Genomic DNA, 23,463 nt, shown 5'->3' on the forward strand with positions numbered 1-23,463 from the left:
TTAGCGAATGCGTGCGCCGGTGGCGTCGAAGAGAAGCGAGCGGTCGGCCTTGATCGACACCACCAGGTCGTCGCCGTTCGCGCGATGCCGCGAGGCCTCGCGCTCGATGATCAGTTCCTCGCGCTCGCCCCCGGTCCCGGAATTGGCATAGACATAACTCACCGATCCCAAGTGCTCGGCGACGTCGGCCTTGAGGGTAAGGTCGCAATCGCCCTGGCCGGCGTCGAAGAAATGCTCCGGCCGCACGCCAAGCACGACATCGCCGCCTGTCGCAGGCAGAGCATCCGAAAGCGGCTTGCGCAGTCGCGCGCCGCGATGATTGACCAGTTCGACGACCGCAGCGCCGTTGTCGGCCCCGACCATTTTCGCCGCCAGAAAGTTCATTTTCGGGGAGCCGACGAAGCCGGCAACGAAGCGGTTGGCGGGGTCGTCGTAGAGATCGAGCGGCGCGCCGATCTGCTCGATGTTGCCGGCGTTGAGGACGACGATCCTGTCGGCCAGTGTCATCGCCTCGGTCTGGTCGTGCGTCACATAGACCATGGTAACGCCAAGCTCCTTGTGAAGGCGCGATATCTCGACGCGCATCTGCACCCTGAGCTCGGCGTCGAGATTGCTGAGCGGTTCGTCGAACAGGAACACTTGCGGCTCGCGCACGATGGCGCGGCCGATGGCGACGCGCTGGCGCTGGCCGCCCGACAATTGCCGCGGCCGCCGCTTCATCAGCTCGGCGATGCGCAGGATTTCGGAAGCCCGCTTCACCCGCCGCTCGGTATCTGCCTTGGGGTTGCCGGTCATTCTCAGGCCGAAGCTCAGATTCTGCTCGACCGTCATGTGCGGATAGAGCGCGTAGGACTGGAACACCATGGCGATGCCGCGATCGGCCGCCTCGACGTCGTTCACCACCTTGCCGCCAATGGCGATCTCGCCGTCGCTGATGTCCTCGAGCCCGGCGATCATCCGGAGCAGCGTGGACTTGCCGCAGCCGGAAGGGCCGACGAAGACGACGAATTCGCCGTCATCGATATCGATATTGGCGCCGTGGACGATTTCGAAGACGCCGAAGCGCTTGATGACGTTTTTGAGTGTGACTGCAGCCATGCTGATCCTTACTTGATGGCGCCGGCGGCGATGCCGGCGACGAAATGGCGCTGCAGAAGCACGAACACGACGAGCATTGGCGCCGTCAGCATCACCGCGCCCGCCATGATGCCGCCCCAGGACACCTTGGTGAGACCGATCAGCGTGCCGAGCGCCACCGGCGCGGTCATTGCGCCCGGCTTGGAATTGATCAGCAGCGGCCACAGATAATTGTTCCAGGAAGCAAGGAAGAGAATGATGGCGAGCGCCGCCAGCATCGGCCGCGCCAGAGGCAATGCGACGAACAGGAATATCCGCCATTCCTTGACGCCCTCGACCTTGGCCGCGTCGAACAGCTCGTGCGGCATCATCGAAAAACTCTGCCGCATGAACAGCACGCCCAGCGAGTTGAACAGCGGCGGCACGATCAGCGCCACCCAGGTGTTGGCGAGCTTGAAGTCGCGCGCCACCATGATGAATTGCGGGATCAGCACGACCGCATAGGGCAGCGTGATGGTGCCGAAGATGATGGCTACGACCATGCCCTTGCCGAAGAAGTTGTAACGCGCCAGCGCCCAGCCGGCCATCGAGGTGAGCATCACCGACAGGAAGGTATAGGTCACCGCCACCGAGACGGAGATGCCGATGGCGCCGATGAAATTGGTGCCGCGCTGCAGATTGCTGACATTGTCGAGGAAATTGCCGTGCGGCAAAAGCTCGATGTCGGGGCTGAAGATGCCATTGTCGGGCATCGTGGAAAAGACCACCATCATCCACAGCGGAAACAGCCAGACCAGCGCCAGCGGCGTCAGGAACAGATGCAACGCGATGCTGCGGCCCAATCTGGCCTGGGAACGGCTGACCTGGGAATGGCTGATTGGGGAGCGCGAGGTCATTTCGGTTCCCTCGTCAGCCATATCTGCACCAGCGAAATGGCAATCGCCAGCCCGGCCATGGTGTAGGCGACGGCCGAAGCGTAGCCGAAATTGAGCGACCGGAAGCCCTGGCGGTAAAGCAGCAGCCCGAGCGTTTCGGTGCCGCCGCCCGGCCCGCCGCGCTCGGTAATCAGGAAGGGCTCGGTGAACAGCTGCATGGTGCCGATGATCGACAGCACGGCGCAGAACACGATGATCGGCTTGAGCAGCGGCAGCGTGATGTAAAAGAACTGTTTGACCTTGCTGACCCGGTCCAGGGTCGCCGCCTCGTAGACATCCTCGGGGATGGACTGCAGGCCGGCGAGCAGGATGATGGCGTTGTAGCCGGCCCAGCGCCAGGTCACCGCCATCATGATCACCGCCATCGCCGGGGTGACGTTGGTAAACCAGTCGACACTGGGCAGGCCGATGCTGTTCAGCAATTTGTTGATGATGCCGTAGTCGAGATTGAACATCAGCCGGAAAACCGCCGAATAGGCGACCTCACCGACCACGACTGGCGCGAAGAAGGCAAAGCGGAACAGGCCACGTGCCTTGAGCAGCGGCGAATTCAAAAGCACCGCCATCACTATCGCCAGGGAAATCATCACCGGCACCTGGATGACGAGGATCAGCAATGTGTTCTTCAAGGCATTGAAGAAGGCGGGATCGCCGATCAGCCGGCCCCAGTTGAAGGTCGGCGCGAACCGCCACGGCACGGTGCGCGTCGCCTGGAACGAGATCAGGAAGGAATCGATGATCGGCCACAGCCAGAAGATCGAGAAGATCAGCAGATAGGGCGCGAGAAAGCGATACGCCGTGGCGTTCTGGTAGCGCATCGTTTTCCTCCTTTCTGCTTTCAAGTTCTTGCCTTCTACCCTTGTGGAGAAGGTGGATCGGCGCATAGCGCTGAGACGGTTGAGGGGGGATGGCCGGAGTGCCGCCGGCGCCGAGCTGGAGCACCCCTCATCCGTTGCCTTCGGCGATACCTTCTCCCACAAGGGGAGAAGGGGAGCCGTGCGCTCGGAGCCGCCTCGTCTAGATCACGACTTGACCGGCAGGCCGGTCGCCGCGGCGATCTGGCTTGCGGCATCGTCGAGCGCTGCCTTGGCGTCGGGATAGCCGCCGGCCAGATATTTGGTCTGCACCGCGCGGATGATGATTTCGGCGTCGCTCTGGAACGGCGTGCCGCGGCTGGGGACGACCTTGGGCAAGGTGCCGAGGATGTCCTTCCACACGGCTTGGCCACCCCAATAGGGCAGGCCTTCGGAGACGTAAGGGTCGTTGAGCGCCGAGATCAGCGACGGTACCAGGCCGAAGCCTTTCAGCATGGTGATCTGGCCCTCATTCGTCCCTAGCGTGTATTTCAGATAGGCGTAGGCGGCTTCCTTGTTCTTCGACACCGAAGTGATGGCGAGCGAGGAGCCGCCGAGATTGGCGGCGCGCGGACCGTCGGCGGTCAGGCTCGGCATCAGATAGACGCCCCATTTGCCTGCGCCATCGGGCGACTCGGTGCGTATGGTGCCTTCATACCAGCCGCCATACATCTGGCTGGCGACCTTGCCGGCGGTGTTGTTGGTGATCTTGGTGCTCCAGTCGGCAGAGGAAATGATGCCGGCGTCCTTCATCTCCTTGATCTTGGTCATGGCATCGACGCATTTGGGCTGATTGACGGTGATCGATTGACCATCGGCGGAGAAATAGGCGCAGCCCTGCTCGTTGGAGATCATGCGGAAGAATTCGGAATCGCCGTTGAAATCGGCGTTGGTCATCGTCACGCCGGGATTGGCGGCCTGGATCTTCTTTGCGGCGGCGATGAAATCGTCCCAGGTCTTGATCGAAGACGGGTCGACGCCGGCCTTCTCATAGAAGTCGCGGCGGTAGAACATCGCTACAGGGCCCGAATCCCAGGGCATCGCATAGGCCTTGTCGTCCACCTCGAGCTCGGTGCGCTTGAAGTCGGGGAATTTTGCCTGGTCTTCCGCAGTGTAGCCGAGCGTATGCAGGTCGACGAAGCAATCCGGGAACTGGCTCCAGTAGTTTTCCGCCTCGCCGTTCTCGATCGTCACGATGTCCGGCAGCCCCTCGCCGCCGGCGGCACAGCCGGCGATCGATTTGTCGTAGGTCGGCTGGTTGCCGAGGTCCTCGACCGTGACCTTGATGTCGGGATACTGCTTGTTGAAGCCCGCTATGGTGGCCTTCAGCGACGAAGCGGCGATGTTCCAGCTCCAGATCGTGATTTCACCGGACTGCGCAAAGGCCGGGCTGGAGCCCAAGGCAAGCGCGAGCGCGGCGCAGGTCAATTTTAAGCGCATTGAAATCCTCCCATTTCAGTTGCTCTCTGTTTGCGAGCCTGGCTAGACTAGGCTTCGGGAAAGCCTTGTCCGCGACAAAGGGAATAAGAAATGAGCGGAAAGTAAGATGCCGGAAAGGCCGTTTTACCAGCCTGGCGCCAGCAGCGTGGAGGGCCTGCCGCTGCTGCTACAAATGTTCCACACCCAGCCCCTGGTGATGCTCAAGCCGCATTGGCATGCCCAGGTCGAGGTGAATTTCATCGTGCGTGGCGCCGTGCATTACCGCATGGACGGGCACGGGCTTTCGCTTTCTGCGGGCGACATGTGCCTGTTCTGGGGCGGCCTGCCGCACCAGATGGACGAAGCCTCCGACGATGCCATCTACGCCGGCGCGCATCTGCCGCTGGTGCATTTCTTCCGGCTGCATTTGCCCGTCGACGTCCGCAACAGGCTGATGACCGGCGCGACGCTAGTGACCGACGCCACAGACCGGTCGGACGACCACAATTTCGAGCGCTGGAACCGCTATGCCCGCTCCGGCGACCCGGTCAAGGCGGAGCATGCCGTCAACGAGCTTTTGCTGCGGCTTGAGCGGGTGCGATTCGAGCCCTACCGGCTGGTGCCGGAAACGCCGGTCGAACAGGAGCTTGGCAGCCCGTTCGATCAGCAATCGCTGCGCAATGTCGGGCGCATGTGCGACTTCATCGCCGAGAATTTCCTCTACGAGATCGATTGCGTCGACATCGCCGCGGCGGCCGACATCCATCCCAAATACGCCATGAGCATCTTCAAGAAATCGACCGGCATGACGCTCAATGAATATGTGAATTTGCTGCGCCTCAGCTACGCGCAGGCGCTGCTGATGCATCAGGATGCCAATGTGCTGCGCGTCGCCATGGAATCGGGCTTCGGCTCGCTCAGCGCGTTCAACAAGTCGTTCCGCAAGCTTGCCGGCATGTCGCCGTCGGATTTCCGCAGGGGCGTGGCCGGCGCCAGATAACGGCTGGATTCAGCCGATAACCCCCAGACGTCTCGGCAGGCGGTTCATCGGCGACGGCCCGTTGGCGGTGATCAGGAACTGGTCCTCGAGATTGAAGCCGGCGAGACCGTCGATGTAGAGCGGGATCTCGAATGCCAGCACCATGCCGGGTTCGATCGCGACATCGCAGTCGGCCGAAATGAACGGCCATTGCTCGGAAAACACGGAATGGCCGACGCTGTGCCCGAAATGGCCGCGGCGATAGGAACGCAGGCCCTGGCGCGCCAGGCTTTCGCTGGCGGCGCGATGCACGGCGGCCAACGGCCTTCCGGGCATAAGCGCGGCAAGCCCGTCGGCGAAGGCGCGTTCGGCTATCGCATGCAATTCGGCCTGTTCGGGCGACGGCGGCCCGAAGGTGAAATTCCGCGACATATCCGAGGCATAGCCGTTCACGCTGCACACCATGTCGGCCTTCAGCGGATCGCCGGCAGCGGCGATCGCGTCGGCGCCTTTTGGGCGAGCGCCCAGCGTGACGTATTCCGCCGTCGAGATTTGCTGTGACGACCCGGCGGCTGCATCCGCGACGCCTTGCCGGTAAAGCGCGACCAGCTCAGACTGACGCATGCCGGCCGCTGCATGCTGCTGCAGCCGCGTCAGGCCGGCCTCCGATAGGACGATGCCCTGCTCCAACAGGTCGATCTCGCTCTGCGACTTGATCGCCCGCAGCCGGTCGAGGATCGGCGAACCGTTGACCAGGGCAGTGCCCGGCAACATCGCCTGCATCGCGGAAAAATCGCTGGCCGAGACGAAATCCAGCTCGATGCCGAGCGTCGCACGCTCCAGCCCGAATTCTGCGAGGATCGTTTTCAGCTCGCGGACGGAGCGGGCAAGCTCGAAGGTCGCCGGACGTGAAAAACCGGGGCCGCGGCCAACCAGGCCGGCCTCGATGCGCTGCGCAACAGGCCGGTCGGCAGTCGCCGGCTCGAGCGACGCCGATTCGATCCAGATCGGATGTGTGCGTACCATGGCGCCGGCCATCGCCGCCGGGAGTTGGGCAACCTGGAAATCCGCCACCACGACGCCGATCGGCAGGTTGCCTCGCTTGGGAACAACGACGAAACCGGCGCCGGCCCTTCGGAACAGGCCTGCCGGGCCGATCCAGGCACCGGTGGCATATTGGAACGCCTCGGGCTCGCAAAGCACCAGCGCCTCGATGCCGGCGCGCTGCATCAGGTCAGTTGCGCGCTCGCGGTCGACAAAGCCGGTCATGGGATCTCCTCAAATGCAATCGAAACCGACGCCGATGCGGCGGCGTTTGGCCTTAGCGTAGCTTCAGTGCCGCCGTGGAGCAGCTTTTTTCTGGAAGCGCTGTTCACCTTGAGAGTTTGTCGTCGGGAAACGAAAAAGCCGCGGCGAACCGCGGCTTTTCAACACAACAAGTGGCTGCTTCGAAAGCTTATTCGGTTTCGTCGGAAGTGTCGTCGGCAGTGTCTGCCGCGTCATCTGCGGTCTGTCTTGCCAGCGCTGCCTGCAAGGCCAACGTGGCCTGTGGTGAGGCCGGTGTCGTCGCAACGACCGCCGCTGCGTGAGCAACTCCGTGCGTCGACTTGTCCCTGGCCGCGGCGGAGGTAGCGGCTCCGTGTCCCTGCGAGCCGGCCCCGGCCGAGTTTCCACCGTTGCCGTTGCTGCCGCCATTGCCGTTGCCATTGCCATTGCCGCCGGGAGCAGCGAGGACCGGAGATGCGACAAGGGTGAGAGCGGCTACAGTCGCGAATAGACAGGTGCGCGTTTTCATAGTTCCTCCTTCGAATCGCCCTCCCGCCAGGATGGGTTCTAGATGAAAAACGTCAGGACTTCCAATGTGAAAGCCGGCTGTTACTAGCTTTGTTCAAATACAGTATTCTGCAAGATGGACCTTGGTCCGAAACCGGCACGCAAAAGTCCTGAATTTTATCGACAGCGTACTTCGGATGACCGCAACGGCTGGATTTTTGCTGCCGTCAGATCAAGCGCCGCTACAGCGCATGTGCGTCGGCTGACATGAGGTTACAATCGAGGAAACCTCGGTGCTCGCCATCCGGCGAGATCATTTAAGCCGATTGAGGAACATTCCACCCTTCGTGAAGTTGGAAGCGCAGGCCCGCTTTTGAGGTGCCAAAATGTTTGATGCCGGCGGGCTTTTGGGAGGAAGCCATGATCCGCGTCACGCCTGCATTTCGTGTTTCACGCCGCCGCGCATTGCAGTTTGGCCTGGTAGCGACGCTCGCTTCGGCCACCGGGCTTGCCCCGGTTTCCCGCGCCTATGCGCAGGATGAGGTCAAAGACGAAGACATTTTCCGGTTCGCCCTCAATCTCGAATATATGGAAGCCGAATATTACCTGCGCGGCACAACCGGAAAAGGGATCGATGATTCGGATGCCGGCCCGAAGGCCGGCGCTGTGGCTGGCGGCAAACAGGTTCGCTTTGACACGCCTGCAATCGGCGAGTTCATGCGGGAGGTCGCCGAAAACGAACTTGCCCATGTCAGGTTCTATCGCAAGACACTTGGAAGCGATGCCGTCGACCGGCCGGCAATCGATTTCGATGCGGGCTTTGCGGCGGTTGCCAAGGCGGCGGGGCTCGGAGCGAACTTCGATCCTTTCGGCAACCAGATGAACTTCGTGCTCGGCGGCATGCTGTTCGAGGATGTCGGCGTCACTGCCTATGCCGGCGCCGCGCCCCTTCTGAAAAACAAGGATTTCCAGGCCGCCGCCGCTGGCATTCTGGCCGTCGAGGCCTATCACATGGGGATGGCGCGATCGTCGCTTTACCGAATGGGCGAGGATGCCTGGAAGGCCGCCAATGCGGTTTCCGACGCCCGCGACAAGATCGATGGACCGGAAGACAAGGACCAGGGCATCCGAGTGGACGGCAAAGCCAATATCGTTCCATCGACCCCGGATGCAATCGCCTTCACGAGGACGCCGCAAGAAGTGCTTCGGATCGTCTATCTGACCGACCAGAAAGGCGTCAGCAAGGGCGGCTTCTACCCGAACGGAATGAACGGAACGCTCAAAAGCACCTGAGCGGTCTGCGGATGAATCTCGTGGCAAATGAACTTGCGCGCGCGGCCAGGCGATTCGGCGCGCAGCGCCCTGTTGGCGCGCAAAAACGAAAAAGCCGCGGCGGACAGCGGCTTTTCGATGCTTGATTCCCCTTGAGAGAAATGGAGCGGGTGAAGCGATTCGAACGCTCGACCCCAACCTTGGCAAGGTTGTGCTCTACCCCTGAGCTACACCCGCTCGCACGGCTTTTGGGCCGCAAGCCGCGCCTATATGGCTGAAGAGCGCGGCGATTGCAACAGGGAATTCGCAGGCTTTTTTGCTTCGCCGGCAATGCGGAGAAGTGCTCCTCCGGACGTCGCAAGGCAATCACCCCCCGCGTTGCGCGACGGACTTGTCTTGGCCGCATCATTGGCCGTAAACGGCGTTAGCCGAACAAGCCGTTGAAAGCGGGCCACCAGAAGAAAGACCGATGCCGAAGACCGAAGCCGAACTTTTCGCCTTTCTTGCCGGACTCGGGATCGAGGTATCGACGCGGCGGCATCCGCCGCTGTTCACGGTCGCCGATTCGCAGGCGCTGCGCGGCGAGATTGCCGGCGGCCACACCAAGAACCTGTTCCTCAAGGACAAGAAGGACAATTTCTTCCTGGTCAGCGTCGACGAGGAGGCGGTGGTCGATCTCAAGCAGATCCACCATCTGATCGGCGCTGCGGGGCGCGTGTCTTTCGGCCGGCCGGAGATGCTGATGGAGCTTCTCGGCGTCGTCCCGGGCGCGGTCACGGTGTTCGGGCTGATCAACGACACCGAGCGAAGGGTCAAGGTCGTTTTGGACGAGAAGCTGATGAGCCATGCGGTGGTCAATGCCCACCCGCTGACCAATGAAGCGACGACTTCCATCGCTGCCGCGGACCTGGTCAAATTCGTCGAGGCAACCGGACATGATGCTGTTATCTTGAAAGTCTCGGCATGATCGCCACATGGGTGACTAAGACCGGGGTGACTGAAACCGGGTTCTAAAGAAGGATGTTGCGCCCGTCCCTTGGCCGGCGGCGCGACCGAAAGGCGACGAGAGATGAGCGATAGCAACCCCTTTGGCGGCCCATTTGGCAGCAATGGCGGCCAGTATGCCACCACCGTGCAATATGGCGGCACCGACGCCGCGCGTGAGAAGGTCGCGCTTGCGGAGGCGCCGGCCGATGTCATCAAGGACACAACGACCGCTGGATTTGCCGCCGACGTTATCCAGGAATCGCGTCGCCGGCCGGTGCTGGTCGATTTCTGGGCGCCGTGGTGCGGCCCCTGCAAGCAATTGACGCCGCTGCTGGAGAAGGCGGTGAAAGCCGCCGGTGGCAAGGTCAAGCTGGTCAAGATGAATATCGACGACCATCCATCGATCGCCGGCCAGCTCGGCATCCAGTCGATACCGGCGGTCATTGCCTTCAAGGACGGCCAGCCGGTCGACGGCTTCATGGGCGCCATTCCCGAGAGTCAGATCACGCAATTCATCCAGAAGGTCGGCGGCAAGAACGGTGGCGCGCCGCAAGTGGCCGAGGCACTGGCCGCCGCTGCCGAGGCGCGCGACGCCGGTGACGTGCAGACCGCTGCCGACATTTATGATGCCATCCTGGAACAGGCGCCGGAGACGATCGAGGCGATCGCCGGCTTGGGCGATCTGCTGTTCGAGGCCGGCGATACCGAAGGTGCCGAGACGGTGCTGGCGCGGGCGCCGGAAGCGAAGAAGGATGCGCCCCAGCTCGCCGCGCTGCGCGCCAAGATGGCGCTCGCCGCGCAGGCAGCAGTGCTCGGCAATCCGGCGGAACTGGAACGGCGGCTGGCCGAAAATCCCGGGGATCACCAGGCACGGTTCGAGCTCGCCATGATCCAGAACGCTAAGGGTGATCGCATGGCGGCGGCCGACAATCTGCTGGCGATCATCAAGGCCGACCGCTCGTGGAACGACGACGGCGCCAGAACCCAGTTGCTGCAGCTCTTCGAGGCATGGGGCATGACCGACGAAGCAACGCTGTCGGCACGGCGCAAATTGTCGTCGCTGCTGTTTTCCTGAGCCGGCGCAGACTGTTTTGTCGTGCGGGCTTGCGGTGGGCGGCAGCTGCGCCAGATTAGGTTTTCGGACGGCGTTCGATTTCAGGTTTCCGGTGTTGCGCCTTGTGCCGGCCGGGAGGAGACGGATTTGGTGCGCTTCCTGACAAAGCGATCGGAGGATTGAGGTGCAGGCGGGAAACGCGCATTACCGGCTCGCTGCGGACTTACCGTCGACCATGCCGATCTTTCCGCTCGAGGGCGCATTGCTGCTGCCGGGAGGCCGCATGCCGCTCAACATCTTCGAGCCGCGCTATCTGCAGATGGTCGACGAAGCGATCGCCGGGCCGCGGCTGATCGGCATGATCCAGCCCAGCCTCGACGGTGCACTGCGTCCAGACGGCGAGCCGGAGCTCTGCAATGTCGGCTGTGCCGGGCGCATCATTGCGCTGTCCGAGAGCGGCGACGGCCGTTACCTGATTTCGCTGCAGGGCGTGTGCCGGTTCCGCATTGTCCAGGAACTCACGGTCAAGACGCCGTTCCGCCAGTGCCGGCTGGCACCTTTTCTCGCCGATCTCGACGAGGAGCAGGCAGACGCCGAGATCGACCGGCCGGCGCTGCTCAAAGCGTTTCGCGCCTATCTGCAGGCCAACGATCTGGAGGCCGACTGGGAGAGCGTCAGTCGCGCCGAAAACGCCATGCTGGTCAACGCACTGTCGATGATGGCGCCCTACGGGCCGGCCGAGAAACAGGCGCTGCTCGAAGCGGCCGATCTGAAGACACGCGCCGAGACCCTGATCGCCATCACCGAAATGGCGCTGGCGCGCGACAATGAGGATTTCGGTTCGAGTTTGCAGTAGGTTGGCCCTCCTTCTCCCACAAGGGAGAAGGAGAGGCCGCGCGCAAAACCTGAAGCGGTCGCCTTGTGGAAAGGATGGATCGAATGGCGGATGGACGTGACGGGAACAGGACTGTCGATCCCAAGCTGCTGGAACTCTTGGCCTGCCCGCTGACCAAGGGACCGCTTGCCTGGGATCCGGAGCGCGGCGAGCTTATCTCGCGGGTCGCAAAGCTTGCCTATCCGGTGCGGGATGGCATTCCGATCATGCTGCCCTCGGAGGCGCGTACGATCGCCATTGACGATGCCGTGCCCACGCCACCGCGCCTGGGTGGAACGTCCTGAGTGCTGCGGTTCAGAGCCGCTCCATAGCGATCCCCCTCTATTGAAAATTGCGCCCTTTGGGCATGACCTTCTCTGCCTTTCCCAATAGTTCCGTTTGCGCGATGCTATCGGGCCGCTTCTCCTCGGGGCCGCTCGAAGGTTCATCCACAAGCCTTGCCTCCTCAAGCAGCACCGACAGCCACGGCGTCAGATCCTCGACCTTCTCGGCGACGATATGGATGACGTCCGATTCCGATTGCAGCTTGCCGGTGACGCGGATGAGACGCGCGCCCATGACGATGGGGCGGAAGCGGTTGAAGGTTCTTTCCCAGAAAATGATATTGGCGACCGCATTCTCGTCCTCCAACGTCAGGAAAATCGCCTTGCCATTGCCCGGCCGCTGCCGCACCAGCACGAGGCCGGCGACCGAAACGCGGCGGCCGTCCCGCACCTGGCCGAGCCGCGCATTGGGCGTGACGCCGGACCGATCCAGCCTTTGACGCAGGAAGGCGACCGGGTGTGCCTTCAGCGACAGGCCGAGCGAGCGGTAGTCGTGGACGACGTGCTCGCCGAGCGGCATTGCCGGGAGCCGGGTTTCAGGCTCGAGATCGCGCAAGCGGATCGCCGGCTGATCGAACAGCGGCAGCTTTTCGGCGGCACTCTTGCCGTCGAGCGCGCGGACCGCCCATAGAGCGTCGCGGCGGTTCAATCCAAGCGAGCGGAAAGCGTCGGCCTGTGCCAGTTTTTCGATCTCGTCGACGTTGAGGCCCGAGCGCAGCCAGACATCGCGCACGGATGCGTAGCCGTCGCCGCGTCGCAGCACAAAGGTCTCCATGCGCTCCTTCGACAGGCCCTTGACCTGGCGAAAACCAAGCCGGACGGCATGGCTGGTCCGGATGACGCCGCGCATCTGGGCATGGCGGTCAAGGATACGATCCGGATCGAAAGGCGATTTCTCCAAGGCGCAATCCCAGCCGGAAAAATTGACGTCGACGTCGCGGATCTCGACGCCGTGGTCATGCGCGTCGCGGACAAGCTGAGCCGGCTGGTAAAACCCCATCGGCTGGGAATTCAGGATCGCGGCACAGAACACGTCGGGATAGAAGGTCTTGAACCAGCAGGAGGCATAGACCAGCAGGGCGAAGGAGGCGGCGTGGCTTTCGGGAAAGCCGTATTCGCCAAAGCCTTCGATCTGCTTGAAGCAGCGCTCGGCGAAGTCTTTTTCGTAGCCCTTGCCGACCATACCGTCGACCATTCTCTTGCGGTAATTGCCGATCGTGCCGGTGCGCTTGAACGTCGCCATGGCGCGGCGCAGTTCATCGGCCTCGCCCGGCCTGAAGCCGCCGGCGACGATGGCGATCTTCATCGCCTGCTCCTGGAACAACGGCACGCCCAGCGTCCTGCCGAGGATTTTTTCCAGTTCCGGCTTGGGGTATTCGGGTTTTTCCTTGCCTTGCCGGCGGCGCAGATAGGGATGGACCATGTCGCCCTGGATCGGGCCGGGCCGCACGATCGCCACCTCGATGACGAGATCGTAAAAGTTTTTCGGCCGCAGCCGCGGCAGCATCGACATCTGCGCGCGGGATTCGATCTGGAAGACGCCGATCGTGTCGGCACGGCAGATCATGTCGTAGACATGCTTGTCCTCGGCAGGCAGAGTGGCCAGCACATAGGGTTGGCCGTAATCGTCCCGCGCCTCCGGATAATGATCCCGGAGCAGGGTGAAGGCGCGCTGCAGGCAGGTCAGCATGCCGAGCGCCAGCACGTCCACTTTAAGGATTTTCACCGCGTCGAGGTCGTCCTTGTCCCACTCGACCATCTTGCGCTCGTCCATCGCCGTCTTGACGATGGGCACGATCTCGTCGAGCCGGTCCCTGGTGATGACAAAACCGCCGACATGCTGCGACAAATGACGGGGAAAGCCCATGATCTCATTGGCGCATTCGATCACGTGCCTTGTCGATGGATCGGTCTGATCGAGGCCCCCGGCTTTTGTCTCCTTTTCGCCGAGTTCCGAGGTCGACCAGCCCCAGATCGAACTGGACAGCGCGCTGCGGACGTCGTCCGACAGGCCCATCGCCTTGGCCACTTCGCGCATCGCCGAGCGGCCCCGATAGCTGACGACGGCAGCGGCCAGCGCGGTGCGCTTGGTACTGTATTTGGAATAAATGTACTGGATGACCTCCTCGCGTTTTTCATGCTCGAAATCGACGTCGATGTCAGGCGGTTCGTTTCTTTCCTCGGAAATGAAGCGCTCGAAAAGCGTGTCGATCTTGTCCGGGCCAACTTCGGTGATGCCGATGCAGAAGCAGACGATCGAGTTGGCGGCGGAGCCGCGCCCCTGGCAGAGAATGTTCTGGCTGCGGGCGAATTTGACGATGTCGTGGACAGTCAGGAAATAGCGCGCGTAATTCAAGCGCTCGATCAGGGCGAGCTCCTCCTCGATGCGTTGCGTCACAAAAGCGGGCACGCCCGAGGGGTAGCGGATGGCGGCCCCCTCCTTGGCCAGCCTTTCCAGCTCGGCCTGCGGCCCGAGGCCCGATTCCGTCGGCTCGTCGGGATAGTTGTATTGCAGATCACTGAGCGAGAAGGTCAGCTCGCTGGCAAAACGCAGCGTTTCCGCCAGCGCTTGCGGATGCCTGCGGAAAAGCCGTGCCATCTCCAGCGGCGGCTTTAAGTGGCGCTCGGCATTGGCCGCCAGCTCCAGCCCCACCTCGGCGACGGGCACATTGAGGCGGATCGCCGTCAGCACGTCCTGCAGCGGGCGCCGTTCCGACGTATGGTAGAGAACGTCGTTGGTGGCCATCAGCGGGATGCCGGCCAGCTCGGCCATCGCCGCCGCCTGCTCGATACGGAAGCGGTCGTTACCGCGGTAATCCGGCGAAACCGCCAGCCTCAGGTTTTCGCCGAAGCGATCCCTGAGCCGGCTAATCAGTGCGAGGCCAGCTTCCGCGTCCGCCGACAGATCCGGCAATATGGCCAGCGACAGGAGATCGCCCCATTCAAGAAGATCGCTCTGTTTGAGAAGCGTTGCGCCCTTTTCGTTCTCGTCGCGCAGATTGGCCTGTGTCAGCATGCGGCAGAGATGCCCCCAGCCCTTGCGGTCCTGCGGGTAGGCGAGGATGTCCGGCGTGCCGTCGCAAAAAACCAGGCGGCAGCCGGGATGATAGGAAACACCCTCCACCTTGGCCTGCTGCCAGGCGCGTACCACGCCCGCCACCGTGTTTCGGTCGGCGAGACCGATCGCCGAAAACCCCAGGAATTTTGCCGCGACCACCAGCTCCTCCGGTTTCGAGGCACCGCGCAGGAACGAGAAGTTCGACTGGATGCCGAATTCGGCATAGGGGATGGCCGTCAGCGCATTCATGCGAAGATCCCATGCATGAACCAGCGCGGCGGGACTTGAGAGGCGCCGTAAAGGCCCTGGCGATAGAGCCAGTAACGGCGGCCGTCGGCATCCTCGATGCGGAAATAATCCCGGGTCGAGGCATCTTCTCGTCCCGCCGCCTCTCGCCACCATTCCGGCGCGATGCGCTCCGGCCCTTCGGCGCGCGCCACCCGGTAGAGCGCGCGCCGCCAGCGGAAGTTCAAAGGCGGGCCTTCCGGCATTTCGGTGGCTGGCACTTCGATCGGCTCGGGCGAACGGAAAAGCCGGATCGGTCGCTCAGGCTGGAAGACGGTCGTGGGAGCGTCCTTCGCCTTGTCCGGCTGCTTCGGCGGCGAGCTTCTCTGCGGCGCCTCCGTGAAGGGAAGGGTGGCGACGGCGCGCTCCGGCAAATGGCTCTCGACGGCAACCGGCTTCAAGACCGCGCCTTCGCCGAGCCGGGCGCGAATGCGGTCGGCAAAAAGCGCGATATCGGCACCGTCGTCGCTCGTCTCGCCGGCAAGGTCTGCCTGCTGCATGTCGTAGGCGGCGGCGGTCAGCACCGAAAGGCGTACGAGATCGAAGCCATAGCCGGCGTCGATATCCCGTTCGAGCGCGGCAAGCCTTTCGTGGAACAATTTCTGGATCAGCCGCGGCTCGCGCAGAGGCCGCGAGGTGCCGACGGCGATGCGGCTGACGCCGCCATCGACGCGGAAAAGCAGCAGCGCCAGCCGCCTTGCGCCCTCGCCGCGACGCTCGAGGTCGCTCTTCAAGGTGGTTGCCAGCATGCCGGTCAGCCGCTCGATGTCCTCGGTCAACATAATCGGCTCGGCAAGATGACGCTCGACCGAAAGCGGTGCCACCGGCAGGCGCGGCGACACGGCTTCGTCGAGGCGGCCGAGCGCCTGGTCGAGGCGCAAGAGCAGCGATGCGCCGAAGCGGCGGGCCAGCGGCGCGCGCGGTGCTGCCATGACGGCGCCGGCCGTGCGCAGGCCGACGCTTTCGAGGCTGGCGCGGACCTCCGGGTCGATGCGCAGCGCCGCCAGCGGCATGGGCGCGAGAAGCGCTTCCTCCTCACCATCGGGCACGATGCGGTCGCCGGCAAACCGCGCCGCCGCCCAGGCAGCACCAGGCGTGGCGGCAAGCCCGGCGCGGACATCGAAGCCCTGATGGAAAAAACGCGCCAGGATATCGTCCAGCATGGAGCGTTCGCCGCCGAAAAGATGCGTGCAGCCGGTGACGTCGAGATAGAGGCCGTCGGTCCCGTCGAGCGCCACCAGCGGGGTATAGCGGTCGCACCAGTCGGCGAGGCCTTCGAGCAGGCGCCGGTCGGCCTCCGGATCGGCCTCCACGATGTCGATCGAGGGATGCATGGCGCATGCGTCGGCTATGCCCATGCCGCGCTTCAGGTTAAGCGCCTCAGCCCGTTCGTCGAGGGCGGCGATGCGCTGGGCGTTCCCTTGGCGATGGCTGATCACCAGCGGCAGGTGATCCGACGGCCGGGAACGCCAGGACCGCCCCAGACGCTGCCGCAGGATCCTCTCGGCGGCGAGATGCGGAAACCACAGAGAGAGGATTCTTTGGCCGTTCTGGGGCCGATTCCTGAGACCTTCCTTGCTCGCCCCGTCTTTCTTCGAATATGCGTTCATCGGGGTTCCACTCCAGTGTGAATTGTCCGGGCAAGGCCGTGCGGCTCTTGCCGATGGCGACGGTGAAGGCGGGCCGGCCGATCGAGCCGGCGAGCGGCCCGGCGATTGTCTGGCGCGCTGCCGCCGGTGCCGCCGACAGGATGAGGCGGACGGGCGCTGCCGTCGGCTCGGGCTCGCCGGCCTGGCGCAGCAGGAACAGCGGCCGGCCGGCACTCTGCGCCCGGGCGTGCAGCCGCCGCGTCGCGGTGAGATCCAGCCGCTGCGGGCTGCCGCGGATTTCGAGGATGACGGCGGCCAGCGCCGTCATCCGGGCAGCCTCCTCGGCGACCCACAGCGCATCGAGCAGCCTTGGCGCCTCGGAAAACAGCAATTGCTCCGGCTCGATGCCGAAAAAGGCGTGAAGCCCCCTGGCGTAGGGGAAGCCGGCCTCGCGGAAAACCTCGGATGTGCCGATCCACAGCACCGGCAGTCGCGGGCCCTGGCTGAGGATCAGGCTGACGAGCGCGAGCACAAAGCCGGCGACGGCCCCGGCATCGCGCGTCGCGGCGCCATGAAACTCGCTCAGCGCCGACTTCGGCAGGCCACCGCTCAGCGCAGCATCGAGGCGCTCCGCGCCGGTGGACAAAAACGCATCCTGCGAAGCCACGGCGAGGCCGCGCCGGACAATAGTTAGATTTCGAGGCAATGTCAGAGTCTGGGGGCTGACATCCGCATCAACGGGGGCTGCGCCGGCCGACGCCTCCAGACGCTCGGACAGCGTTCCCTCGATCTTCGCGATCTGGCGGCGCAGGGCAAAAACAGTCTCCCGCGCCACGGCGCTGGTCGCCATGACGGTCAGCTTCCATTCACAATTGTTCCTGTTATGTTCCTATAGATTCCAGAGGCCGGCCAAAGAGTCAAGCGGAGTCATGGGGAATTTATTCCTGTAGTGGGGGCGTGGCACGGTCACCCCAGCCCGGCCATTTGCCGAGTCCGGCTCGAAAGCCTATATGCCGGGATCAAAGGGACAAAGCATGGCTCGCATCTACCAAACACGCATCTGGCACGACCAGCTTTCGCCAACGATGGAGGAAATCGAGCTCCTGGCGCTGGAGGCCTATGCCCATCTGCCGGAGGACTTTCGCAAGTTGACCGGCGAGATCGTCATTCAGATCGCCGAATTCCCGACCGACGAGATCATGGACGACCTTTCGCTGGAAACGCCCTTCGACCTGTTGGGGCTGTTCGAGGGGCGCGGCATCGCCGAGCGCTGGAATCCGCAGACCGGCGAGGGGCCGAACCGCATCACGCTCTATCGTCGCGCCATCCTTGACTACTGGGCCGAGAACGAGGAAACGCTGGGCGACATCGTCACCCATGTGCTGATCCACGAGATCGGCCACCATTTCGGCCTGTCGGACGACGATATGGAGAAGATCGAAGAGGCAGCGGAGTGAGCGACCCCGCTCCTCGTCATCCTGGGGCGGAGCAAGGGGCGACGCGGCGCAGACCCCAGGATCCATGCCGTGATGGTGGTGCAGTGCTCCGGCGGTGCAGAACCGAACGCTCATCATCCCGTTCTGGGTAACGGGGGTGGTAGATCACACTAATCCTGATCCGCCGTGCCCTTCGGCAGAGGTAACGGCATGGATCCTAGGGTACTCCGCGACGTCGCTTCGCGACTGCTACGCCCTAGGATGATGAAGGACGAGCGCTTCGGCGAACCTCCCTACCAATCGCTGAGCTTGGTGTCGGGGCCGTATTCCTGGCCCTCGATGTCCTTCACCACGGCCTGGCCGCAGCGCATGGTTTTCGCTTCCTTGTCATAGGCATAGGTCGGTGAGCCGAACAGGTGCCAGCCCGTGTTCAGCGCCGCCGTCACCTTGTGGCAGAAGCTGGCATCGTCCGGGCCGGACAGAAAGCGGTAGAGTTTCATTCTTCAATCCTGTTGTCAGTTACGATAATCATGCGCGAACAGCGGCGGCCTTCGCCAGCAGTTTTTCGGCCTGCGCCAGATGCAGCCGCTCGACCATTTTTCCGTTCAGCGCAATCACCGCCTTGCCGGCATTTGCGGCAAGCGCGAAGGCTTCCTTGATCGCGCGCGCCTCGGCCAATGCGTCAGGCGTCGGTGCAAAAGCGCGGTTCGCCGCCTCGATCTGGGCTGGATGGATCAGCGACTTGCCGTCAAAACCCATGGCGGCGGCTTCCGCGCACTCGCGCGCAAACCCGTCCATATCGCGAAAATCATTGAAGACGCCATCGAGCAGGTCGAGGCCGCCGGCACGCGCCGCGAGCACCATTTGCATCAGCCATGGCACGAGATAGCGCCGATCGGGCGTGGCGAGAATGCCGGTGTCTTTGACCAGGTCGTTCGTTCCGGCAACGAAACAAACCAGGCGCGAGGACGGGTCGCGGCCGAGCTCGGCAATCGGCCCGATATTGAGCAGCGCCTTGGGCGTCTCGATCATCGCCCATAATTTGACCTCGTCCGCGATAAAATTGTCGTCTAGCACGTCGCCGGCCTCGAGGATGTCGCGCGGAGTGTCGACCTTGGGCAGCAGGATGGCGTCGGGCGTGCATTTTGCCGCGGCCAGCAGATCGTCGGCGCCCCATTCGCTCGACAGCGCATTGATGCGCACCACCATTTCGCAGCGCCGGTTGGAACGGCCGGCGAAAATCGCCGCCAGTTTTTCGCGCGCGGAAAGCTTGTCGGCCGGGGCGACGGCGTCCTCGAGATCGATGACGACGGCATCGCAGGTCAGCGGCGGAATCTTGGCCAGCGCCTTGTCGTTCGAGGCCGGAACGTAAAGCACCGAGCGGCGCGGGCGGTAGCTTTCGGTGATCATGTTCGATCTATGCCGCCTGCAGCCAGCCGAGGCAAGCCGTGCATAAAAACTGCACGTAATTTCGGAAAATCTCCTCGTCTGCGCCCCGCTTGCCACCCGGCAGAATGCGACAAGGGCGGCATGCAAGAGCAAACGAACTCCCGTTGGTCCGTGCCGTACCGGCTTCGCCGCGAAAGCTGGTGGCTCGTCGATCCGCCCCAGACTTTGGCAACCCTCCTCCCTTTCGTCCGCAAATCCCTGCCCACCGGCCGCATCAAAGCCGCCGAGAAAGCCCGATCATGACAGTATTCCTCTCGGCGGCGCCGAGCTATTGCAGCCGCTTCGGCGTTGCCGTCCTGCTCGTCGCGTTGGCCGATTTCTTCTTCTATGGCCAACCGGCGGGCATCACGCTTTTCCTGTTCGGCGTTGCGATTGCCGCGGCGAGCATGGCTCTCCATCCTCTCGGCGTCTTCAACGATGGCAAGTTCTTGTTCAAGCCGGTTGCGCTGCTTGTGGGGCTGCTGCCGCTTGTGGAAAATGTCAGCGCACTGTCCGTCTCCATTGCGCTGGCGGCGATGGCCGTCTTCGTGCTTTCGCTGGGAGGGCGATTGCGACACGGGCTTGCCCGCGTTGCCGGCCAGCTTTTGACCTTCCTGCTCGCAGCGCCTTTTCGGTTCATCCGCGATTTCTTCCGCTGGCGCAAGGCGGCGCGGCGGCTTGGCCGACGACGCATGCGCCTTGCGGCGATCGCCGTCTGGGTCATGCCGCTGAGCCTCGGCGCAGTGTTTCTCGCGCTGTTCGGCGCCGCCAATCCGGTCATCGAATACTGGTTTTCGCTGATTGACCTCTTCGCCCTGCTCAACCTCATGCAGTTGCCGCGTCTTGCCTTCTGGCTATTCGTGCTCGTCGGCGTATGGGCCTTTCTGCGGCCGCGCCTGCCGCGGTTTCTCCGCCGCCGCAGGGTGTCGCCAGCCAGCGCAGCGGCGACGCCGGCCACCAGGACCACGATCGAGGACATCGTCTTCGGCAAGGCCGCTATCCTCCGCGCGCTCGTCGTCTTCAACATCCTGTTCGCGGTGCAGAGCGCACTCGACGCCACCTATCTGTGGGGCGGCATCGCGCTTCCCGACGGGCTGACCTATGCCGCCTACGCGCATCGCGGTGCCTACCTGCTGATCGTCACGGCACTGCTGGCCGCCGGCTTCGTGCTGGCGGCGCTGCGGCCGGGCAGCGCGACCTCCGGCGATCCGCTCATCCGCCGGCTGGTCTATGTCTGGGTGGCGCAGAACATCGTTCTGGTGATCTCGTCGATCCTGCGGCTCGATCTCTATATCGGCATCTATGCGCTGACCTACTGGCGTGTCGCCGCCTTCGTCTGGATGGGGCTGGTGGCGGCGGGCCTTGCCCTGATCATAGCCCGCATCGCGCGCGGAAAGTCTAACGAATGGCTGCTTTCCGCCAATCTTCTGACGCTATCGGCGACGCTCTATGCCTGCTCGTTCATCAACTTTGCCGCGCTGATCGCCAACTACAATGTCGACCATTCCTTCGAAATGACCGGCCAAGGCACCCAGCTCGACGTCTGGTACCTGCGCTCGCTCGGGCCCGGCGCCTTGCCGGCACTCGATCGTTTCGTGCAGCACCAGAGCAGGACGGTTTCCGCGCAGGATGCCTCCATCCGCGAACTCGCCGGCTGGTATGCACAGGACGAAGCACGCTTCCGCGCCGGCCAGGAAAACTGGCGCGGCTGGAGCTTTCGTGACTGGCGGCTCAACCGCGCCCTCGACAGGCGTGGCCCGTTTGTGGTTCCTCCGATGTCCGAACCCTTCATGCCGGGCCGCTGATTTGATGCCGCACCACATACTGGTCGCCGACGACGATCCGCACATTCGCGAAATCATCTGCTTCGCGCTCGAAAAGGCCGGCATGAAAACGCTGGCAGTGCCGGACGGCGCAGCTGCCTTGCTGGCGATCGAACGCCGTGCTCCCGATCTTGTCGTGCTCGATATCGGCATGCCGGAAATGGACGGGCTGGAAGTGTGCCGGCGGCTTCGCCACACATCCGACGTGCCGGTGCTGTTCCTGTCCGCGCGGGATGAGGAGATCGACCGCATACTGGGGCTGGAAATGGGCGGCGACGACTATGTCACCAAGCCGTTCAGCCCGCGCGAGCTGGTCGCCCGCGTCAACGTCATCCTGCGCCGCGCCCGGCCTGCGCCCGAACCAGCCGACGACCGGCAATTCTCTCATGGCAGACTGGCGCTGGTGCCGGCAAGCCATACAGCCAGCTTCGACGGCAAGCCGCTGGCGCTGACCTCGATCGAATTCGCCATCCTGAAAGGGTTTCTGGCGCGGCCGGCGCATGTGCTCGGCCGCGACATGGTGATGGCCAATGCCTATGCCGCCAACATCCACGTCGCCGACCGCACCGTCGACAGCCATATCCGCAACATCCGCGCCAAGCTCGCGGCCATCGGCTGCGTCGATGCGATCGAGACCGTGCATGGCGTCGGCTTCCGGCTCGGTCGATGCGGGAGTTGAGCGCCCGAAAATGGATTGGCAGCAAATGGCGGCCACGGCTTGCCACGGTCGTCATTGCCATCCTGATCATGGTGATGGCGCTGCCGCTGGCCGGCCTGTTCTTCTTCCGGCTCTACGAGAACCAGCTGATCCGCCAGACCGAGGCCGAGCTGATCGCACAAGGCGCCGCCCTCGCCGCGATCTATGCGCAAGAGGTTCGTGAGGCCGGCCTTGCCCCGGAAAAGCTCGGCACATCCATGCCTCCACCCAGTACAGGGGATCGGGCTTCTCCCTACCAGCCAATCGAACCGCGCCTCGATCTTGCGTCCGACAGGATCCTGCCAACCCGACCAGCGGCCACGGCGGCCAGCGTCGATCCTGCCTTCGCGGCAATCGGCGCGCGGCTGTCGGGCATTCTTGCCGAGACGCAGAAAACCACACTTGCCGGCTTCCGGCTGCTCGATCCCAGAGGCGTGGTCATCGCCGGCCGTGAGGAGGCCGGCCTGTCGCTCGCCGCTGTCGAAGAAGTTCGCGCAGCGCTTGCCGGCCGCTACGCCAGCGCGCTCAGGCTGCGGGTTCCGGACCAGCCTTCGCCGCCGCTCTATTCGGTCAGCCGCGGCACCAAGGTTCGCGTCTTTGTCGCCATGCCGGTTGCCGTTTCCGGCAAGGTCGCCGGCGTGGTCTATCTGTCGCGGACGCCAAACAACATCGTCAAGCATCTCTATGGCGAGCGCGGCAAGGTGGCGCTGGCGGCAATTGCCATTCTAGGCGGCACGCTGCTGATCGGGCTGGTTTTCCTGCGCACCGTCAGCCGGCCGATCTATGCGCTGATGGAACGCACGAATCGCATCGCCGCCGGCGACCGCGCGGCGATCAGGCCGCTTGATCACCACGGCACGCGCGAAATGGCGGCGCTTTCTGCCGCCTTCCTCGACATGGCCGAGAAACTGCATGCACGCTCCGACGGCATCCAGACTTTTGCCACCCACGTCTCGCACGAGCTCAAATCGCCGCTGACGGCGATCCAGGGCGCCGCCGAACTGTTGCGCGATTCGGGCAGCGCGATGGACGAGGCCGAACGGCGGCGCTTTTCGGACAATATCGTCACCGATGCCGGCCGGCTCAATCTGCTGGTGCGCCGCCTGCTCGACCTGGCGCGCGCCGAAAATCTCGAGCCCAGCGGCGAAAGCACGTCGCTCACTGCTGCGCTGGCGCTGCTGCCGGCCGACGACAGGCTGGCGGTGCGCCTCGAGGCGGGCGCCCGGATCGGTCTGCGCATATCGGCCGAAAACGCGGCGATCGTGCTGGCCAACCTCATCGACAATTCGGCGCGGCACGGCGCAACGCTGGTTTCGATCACGGCCGCAAGCGCGGACGGCAACGCCACCATTGTGGTGGACGACGACGGCGCCGGCATTTCGCCCAGCAACCGAGGCCGCATCTTCGAGCCGTTCTTCACCACGCGCCGCGATTCCGGCGGCACCGGCATGGGCCTCGGCATCGTGCTGGCCCTCCTGAAAGCGCATGATGGCACGATCCGGCTGGTTGACTCCGCGAGCGGCACGCGCTTCGAGATCATCCTGCCGGCGGCGTGACTCGGCGATTCAGACCGGAAGGG

General features: G+C 63.7%; 21 protein-coding genes and 1 tRNA gene. 10 read left to right on the plus strand and 12 right to left on the minus strand.

Features of this window, described 5'->3' with window-relative positions:
- From NKJ12_RS02785 to NKJ12_RS02800, 4 genes are all read right to left on the minus strand, one after another.
- Entirely contained in the window at positions 1 to 1,098 is a 1,098-nt protein-coding gene (locus NKJ12_RS02785) for an ABC transporter ATP-binding protein (protein WP_352701195.1), read from the minus strand.
- Positions 1,099 to 1,106: 8 nt separating this feature from the next.
- Positions 1,107 to 1,973: a carbohydrate ABC transporter permease gene (locus NKJ12_RS02790; RefSeq protein WP_352701196.1), complete on the minus strand. Its 867-nt coding sequence runs from the start codon at positions 1,971 to 1,973 to the stop codon at positions 1,107 to 1,109.
- Positions 1,970 to 2,830 carry a carbohydrate ABC transporter permease gene (locus NKJ12_RS02795; protein ID WP_254817930.1) on the minus strand — a complete coding sequence of 287 codons (861 nt, stop codon included), beginning with the start codon at positions 2,828 to 2,830 and terminating at the stop codon, positions 1,970 to 1,972. The genes NKJ12_RS02790 and NKJ12_RS02795 overlap by 4 nt, the downstream gene beginning before the upstream one ends.
- A gap of 204 nt (positions 2,831 to 3,034) precedes the next feature.
- Complete coding sequence (locus tag NKJ12_RS02800) at positions 3,035 to 4,306, minus strand: extracellular solute-binding protein (protein WP_254817929.1); 1,272 nt, start codon at positions 4,304 to 4,306, stop codon at positions 3,035 to 3,037.
- Positions 4,307 to 4,412: 106 nt separating this feature from the next.
- Here NKJ12_RS02800 and NKJ12_RS02805 point away from each other — a divergent pair, with 106 nt between their 5' ends.
- Complete coding sequence (locus NKJ12_RS02805; protein WP_352701197.1) at positions 4,413 to 5,285, plus strand: helix-turn-helix domain-containing protein; 873 nt, start codon at positions 4,413 to 4,415, stop codon at positions 5,283 to 5,285.
- Positions 5,286 to 5,294: 9 nt separating this feature from the next.
- Here the strand turns inward: NKJ12_RS02805 and NKJ12_RS02810 are convergent, their stop codons facing one another.
- Together NKJ12_RS02810 and NKJ12_RS02815 are read right to left on the minus strand one after the other, a co-directional pair.
- Positions 5,295 to 6,533, minus strand: a complete 1,239-nt coding sequence (locus tag NKJ12_RS02810) for a M24 family metallopeptidase (RefSeq protein WP_352701198.1) — start codon at positions 6,531 to 6,533, stop codon at positions 5,295 to 5,297.
- 187 nt (positions 6,534 to 6,720) lie between these two features.
- Complete coding sequence (locus NKJ12_RS02815) at positions 6,721 to 7,059, minus strand: hypothetical protein (RefSeq protein WP_254817926.1); 339 nt, start codon at positions 7,057 to 7,059, stop codon at positions 6,721 to 6,723.
- A gap of 398 nt (positions 7,060 to 7,457) precedes the next feature.
- Here NKJ12_RS02815 and NKJ12_RS02820 point away from each other — a divergent pair, with 398 nt between their 5' ends.
- A complete protein-coding gene (locus tag NKJ12_RS02820; RefSeq protein WP_352701199.1) occupies positions 7,458 to 8,330 on the plus strand; it encodes a ferritin-like domain-containing protein in 873 nt (290 codons plus the stop codon).
- A gap of 141 nt (positions 8,331 to 8,471) precedes the next feature.
- Here NKJ12_RS02820 and NKJ12_RS02825 read toward each other — a convergent pair.
- Positions 8,472 to 8,546 (minus strand) — tRNA-Gly (locus NKJ12_RS02825).
- A 232-nt stretch (positions 8,547 to 8,778) separates the two neighbouring features.
- Between NKJ12_RS02825 and NKJ12_RS02830 the strand changes: the two genes are divergently transcribed.
- From NKJ12_RS02830 to NKJ12_RS02845, 4 genes are all read left to right on the plus strand, one after another.
- On the plus strand, positions 8,779 to 9,276 hold the full coding sequence (locus NKJ12_RS02830; protein WP_254817917.1) for a prolyl-tRNA synthetase associated domain-containing protein: 498 nt from the start codon (positions 8,779 to 8,781) through the stop codon (positions 9,274 to 9,276).
- A gap of 102 nt (positions 9,277 to 9,378) precedes the next feature.
- Positions 9,379 to 10,371 (plus strand): thioredoxin, encoded by a 993-nt coding sequence (trxA, locus tag NKJ12_RS02835; RefSeq protein WP_352701200.1) that lies wholly within the window; start codon positions 9,379 to 9,381, stop codon positions 10,369 to 10,371.
- Between the two features lie 163 nt (positions 10,372 to 10,534).
- Positions 10,535 to 11,206, plus strand: coding sequence for an LON peptidase substrate-binding domain-containing protein (locus tag NKJ12_RS02840; RefSeq protein WP_023675985.1), 672 nt, complete (start codon positions 10,535 to 10,537; stop codon positions 11,204 to 11,206).
- A gap of 83 nt (positions 11,207 to 11,289) precedes the next feature.
- Positions 11,290 to 11,529: a Trm112 family protein gene (locus NKJ12_RS02845; protein WP_352701201.1), complete on the plus strand. Its 240-nt coding sequence runs from the start codon at positions 11,290 to 11,292 to the stop codon at positions 11,527 to 11,529.
- 37 nt (positions 11,530 to 11,566) lie between these two features.
- Here NKJ12_RS02845 and NKJ12_RS02850 read toward each other — a convergent pair whose 3' ends face one another.
- From NKJ12_RS02850 to NKJ12_RS02860, 3 genes are read right to left on the minus strand one after another with little or no spacing between them, the layout of a single operon-like run.
- Complete coding sequence (locus tag NKJ12_RS02850; RefSeq protein WP_352701202.1) at positions 11,567 to 14,875, minus strand: error-prone DNA polymerase; 3,309 nt, start codon at positions 14,873 to 14,875, stop codon at positions 11,567 to 11,569.
- Positions 14,872 to 16,350: a DUF6504 family protein gene (locus NKJ12_RS02855; protein ID WP_352701203.1), complete on the minus strand. Its 1,479-nt coding sequence runs from the start codon at positions 16,348 to 16,350 to the stop codon at positions 14,872 to 14,874. Before NKJ12_RS02855 ends, NKJ12_RS02850 begins: the two co-directional genes overlap by 4 nt.
- Complete coding sequence (locus tag NKJ12_RS02860; RefSeq protein WP_352701204.1) at positions 16,292 to 17,350, minus strand: ImuA family protein; 1,059 nt, start codon at positions 17,348 to 17,350, stop codon at positions 16,292 to 16,294. Before NKJ12_RS02860 ends, NKJ12_RS02855 begins: the two co-directional genes overlap by 59 nt.
- Positions 17,351 to 17,534: 184 nt before the next feature.
- On the opposite strand from NKJ12_RS02860, the gene NKJ12_RS02865 reads away from it, so the two are divergent.
- Positions 17,535 to 17,957, plus strand: coding sequence for a metallopeptidase family protein (locus NKJ12_RS02865; protein WP_023680515.1), 423 nt, complete (start codon positions 17,535 to 17,537; stop codon positions 17,955 to 17,957).
- A gap of 272 nt (positions 17,958 to 18,229) precedes the next feature.
- On the opposite strand, the gene NKJ12_RS02870 is transcribed toward NKJ12_RS02865, so the two are convergent.
- Positions 18,230 to 18,436, minus strand: coding sequence for a DUF1737 domain-containing protein (locus NKJ12_RS02870; RefSeq protein ID WP_352479716.1), 207 nt, complete (start codon positions 18,434 to 18,436; stop codon positions 18,230 to 18,232).
- Positions 18,437 to 18,464: 28 nt separating this feature from the next.
- On the minus strand, positions 18,465 to 19,343 hold the full coding sequence (locus tag NKJ12_RS02875) for an HpcH/HpaI aldolase/citrate lyase family protein (protein ID WP_352701415.1): 879 nt from the start codon (positions 19,341 to 19,343) through the stop codon (positions 18,465 to 18,467).
- A gap of 281 nt (positions 19,344 to 19,624) precedes the next feature.
- Here NKJ12_RS02875 and NKJ12_RS02880 point away from each other — a divergent pair, with 281 nt between their 5' ends.
- The 3 genes from NKJ12_RS02880 to NKJ12_RS02890 are packed head-to-tail and all read left to right on the plus strand — an operon-like array spanning position 19,625 to position 23,440.
- The gene (locus NKJ12_RS02880; protein ID WP_352701205.1) at positions 19,625 to 21,169 is read left to right on the plus strand and encodes a DUF4153 domain-containing protein; all 1,545 of its coding nucleotides are present in this window, start codon (positions 19,625 to 19,627) and stop codon (positions 21,167 to 21,169) included.
- A 4-nt stretch (positions 21,170 to 21,173) separates the two neighbouring features.
- The gene (locus NKJ12_RS02885; RefSeq protein ID WP_352479713.1) at positions 21,174 to 21,866 is read left to right on the plus strand and encodes a response regulator; all 693 of its coding nucleotides are present in this window, start codon (positions 21,174 to 21,176) and stop codon (positions 21,864 to 21,866) included.
- Positions 21,854 to 23,440 carry an ATP-binding protein gene (locus NKJ12_RS02890; RefSeq protein WP_352701206.1) on the plus strand — a complete coding sequence of 529 codons (1,587 nt, stop codon included), beginning with the start codon at positions 21,854 to 21,856 and terminating at the stop codon, positions 23,438 to 23,440. Before NKJ12_RS02885 ends, NKJ12_RS02890 begins: the two co-directional genes overlap by 13 nt.
- Positions 23,441 to 23,463 lie beyond the last annotated feature (23 nt).

Source organism: Mesorhizobium sp. M0195, assembly GCF_040322115.1.
Taxonomy (GTDB): Bacteria; Pseudomonadota; Alphaproteobacteria; order Rhizobiales; family Rhizobiaceae; genus Mesorhizobium.